This window comes from Streptomyces sp. NRRL WC-3605, assembly GCF_001509795.1.
GTDB classification, from domain to species: domain Bacteria; phylum Actinomycetota; class Actinomycetes; order Streptomycetales; family Streptomycetaceae; genus Streptomyces; species Streptomyces viridochromogenes.
Map to the genome: position 1 here is coordinate 1 of NZ_LLZN01000030.1, position 221 is coordinate 221.

General features: G+C 56.6%; 1 rRNA gene. It reads right to left on the reverse strand.

From position 1 onward, the window contains the following. Positions 1–221, reverse strand: a 23S ribosomal RNA gene (locus ADL34_RS05650); the annotation flags it as partial.

A 221-nucleotide genomic window follows, 5' to 3' on the forward strand; every position in this document is an offset into this window, starting at 1 on the left:
CGCCCTATTCGGACTCGCTTTCGCTACGGCTTCCCCACACGGGTTAACCTCGCAACACACCGCAAACTCGCAGGCTCATTCTTCAAAAGGCACGCAGTCACGAGAACAAGGCAAGCCTTGCTCCGACGCTCCCACGGCTTGTAGGCACACGGTTTCAGGTACTATTTCACTCCGCTCCCGCGGTACTTTTCACCATTCCCTCACGGTACTATCCGCTATCG